The 2,192-nt window shown below is 61.2% G+C and carries 2 protein-coding genes; one reads left to right on the top strand and one right to left on the bottom strand.

Features of this window, described 5'->3' with window-relative positions; translation table 11 throughout:
- The first annotated feature begins 238 nt into the window (after positions 1-238).
- Positions 239-1,213, top strand: a complete 975-nt coding sequence (locus QZ079_RS09175; protein WP_297037544.1) for a TIGR02452 family protein — start codon at positions 239-241, stop codon at positions 1,211-1,213.
- A 101-nt stretch (positions 1,214-1,314) separates the two neighbouring features.
- Here QZ079_RS09175 and QZ079_RS09170 read toward each other — a convergent pair whose 3' ends face one another.
- On the bottom strand, positions 1,315-1,905 hold the full coding sequence (locus QZ079_RS09170) for an HdeD family acid-resistance protein (protein WP_297037543.1): 591 nt from the start codon (positions 1,903-1,905) through the stop codon (positions 1,315-1,317).
- Between the last annotated feature and the right edge of the window lie 287 nt (positions 1,906-2,192).

Here is a 2,192-nt window from a genome sequence, read left to right as displayed (position 1 = left end):
GATCCGCACCCTCATTCCCCGGGAGGAAGTGTCACCAACCTTTCGTTTTTGGCCAGATTTCCGACTCCGGTGACGTTTCGAGCGCGCCAAAGCAGGTAATTGCGTGCGCGACGCCTTTGCACTCCGCTCGCGAAGCCTCTTTGTGCCGCGCTTTGCCTTTAGCGTGCCGCGTGCGCGATGCCCCGCTTCCGGGTATCCTTATGGGAGTCCGAAGAGATCCGGGTACAGAGGTGATGACATGGAGTGTAGGGACGATCGCCGTTCAGGAAACGGGCGCAATGGGGGAACCCGTGGCAACGGGCGCGAGAACCCGAAGCGCGAGGCGCGCAAGAAGGCTGCCGAGCAGCATACGGCGGACGTGGCAGCGCGCCTTGCGAAGGATATCGCGCGTTCTCTTGAAGGCGTGACGCGCTACGAGGGCATGCCTTCCGTCGAGGTTGCTGAGCCGTGCGTGCCCGACGTAACGGTCGTCCCGCTCGACTCTGTGGCGGCGATTCTCGAGAACGGGCGCGGCTACGCCCAGTTCTGCGACCTTGCGGTGCTCGATTTCGCCTCGTTCGTGAATCCGGGCGGCGGTTACATTCGCGGCGGCCTCGCCCAAGAGGAAGCGCTCTGCACGGAGTCCTACCTGTACAACGTCCTCAATGAACAGCGCGATTGGTATGGTGAAAACCGCCGCCGCAACATCAACTGCGAGCTGTATCGCGAACGTGCGCTCGTGGTTCCCGCTGTGCGTTTCGAGCGCGGGAAGATGCATGCCTACGCGGACGTCGTCGTCGCGGCGGCGCCGAACGCGAAGCGCGCCCGTGCGGATTACCACGTGAGCGAAGAGACGCTCGCCGCCTCCATGCGCGATCGCATTCGCTTCGTGCTTGCAATCATCGATGCGCTCGGCCGCGAGAAAGCGGTGCTCGGGGCATACGGCTGCGGCGTGTTCGGATGGGACGCCGAGCAAGTTGCCGAGATGTTCCGCGAGGAGTTGGCGAGTGGTTCGCACGGCGTGAAGCAGGTGATATTCGCTATCCCGCGCACGCGCTACGACGAGAACCTCGCGAAGTTCGAGCATGCGTTTAGCGCGTTTCCCGAGGCGCCAGCAACGTCGTATGCTGATGCCGCCCGCGCAGCGGCTGCTGCGAAGGCCGCGGAGGAATCGGCGCGCACGACGCGGGCAGAGGACGACGATGACGAAGACGATTGGCGCAAGTACCTGTAAGCGCGTTCACAGGTAAACGTTTTGACGAAAAGGCGGTGGGAATCGGACAGCCCGGTTCCCACCGCCTTTATTTGCATCGTCTCGTGCTGAGCGCTACGGCTTCATCGGTCGATGCGCTTGATCGAAAGGCTCTCCACGATGAGCGCCACGCCGGCAACAACCAGGTATGCCGAGATGAGGATGCTGATTGCCGCGCTTGCGAAGAGCGGCATAAGGGCGAACACGATGCCGAGTACGATATCGACGATGCCCGTGATCATGCCTGCGGTGGAACCGCCAAGCTGGTAGTACTTCATGTTCTGGGCGAACGAGATGCGCTCGATGCCCATGGTCACCAGCAGGAACGCCAGCAGGAACACGATGGTTCCGGCGGTAAGCGTGGCAGGCAGCGCAAGCAGCAAGATGCCGAGCAGGGCGTTCAACAGACCCGATGCGAGCGTCGCGCCGTTGCGGAAGAACTGCGGCGTCTGGAAGTAACTCACCAGGTGCGAGGCGCCATGCATGATGAGCGCGACGGCGGCGAACGTTTGGATGAACGCATACATGCTGAACGGTGCGATCGCGCTGGCAAGTCCGGTGATTACGAGCACGATGCCGATAACCGCCATCCAGATCTTCGTGGCACGAATCTGTCGGTTCCACTGGTCGATATAATCGCTCACGTAATCGTGATTGGGGTCGTACGGGTACATAGATGCCTCCCTAAGGCAGGTGCGCTCATGCCGCGTCTCGGCGAGCGCGTTAGTATTGTTCTACCCGTAGATGCTATTGGTAGACCAGCATTTCCGGGTAAGCACGTTTCAACGACTTAAGGTTTGCGGAAGGTCGTTTGGAGCGGGCAGCGTTCTGAATGACGGTAGAATACATCAGAGTGCAAGGATCGGGCAGGCAGCTCGTTGCGTAGAGCCGTCGTAGAGTGGAGCAAGGTGGTTATGGCTGGTATCCTTATCAACAGACTGGGCAGCCGCGAGCGCGCAGC

Source organism: uncultured Enorma sp. (assembly GCA_905210055.1).
Taxonomy (GTDB): Bacteria; Actinomycetota; Coriobacteriia; order Coriobacteriales; family Coriobacteriaceae; genus Enorma.
The sequence above is the reverse complement of the archived record's forward strand: the minus strand, read 5'-3'. Positions and strand labels throughout refer to the sequence as shown.

Coding starts and splice junctions, on each gene's coding strand:
- QZ079_RS09175 (WP_297037544.1), top strand. CDS start 239: ATGGAGTGTAGGGACGATCGCCGTTCAGGAAACGGGCGCAATGGGGGA.
- QZ079_RS09170 (WP_297037543.1), bottom strand. CDS start 1,905: ATGTACCCGTACGACCCCAATCACGATTACGTGAGCGATTATATCGAC.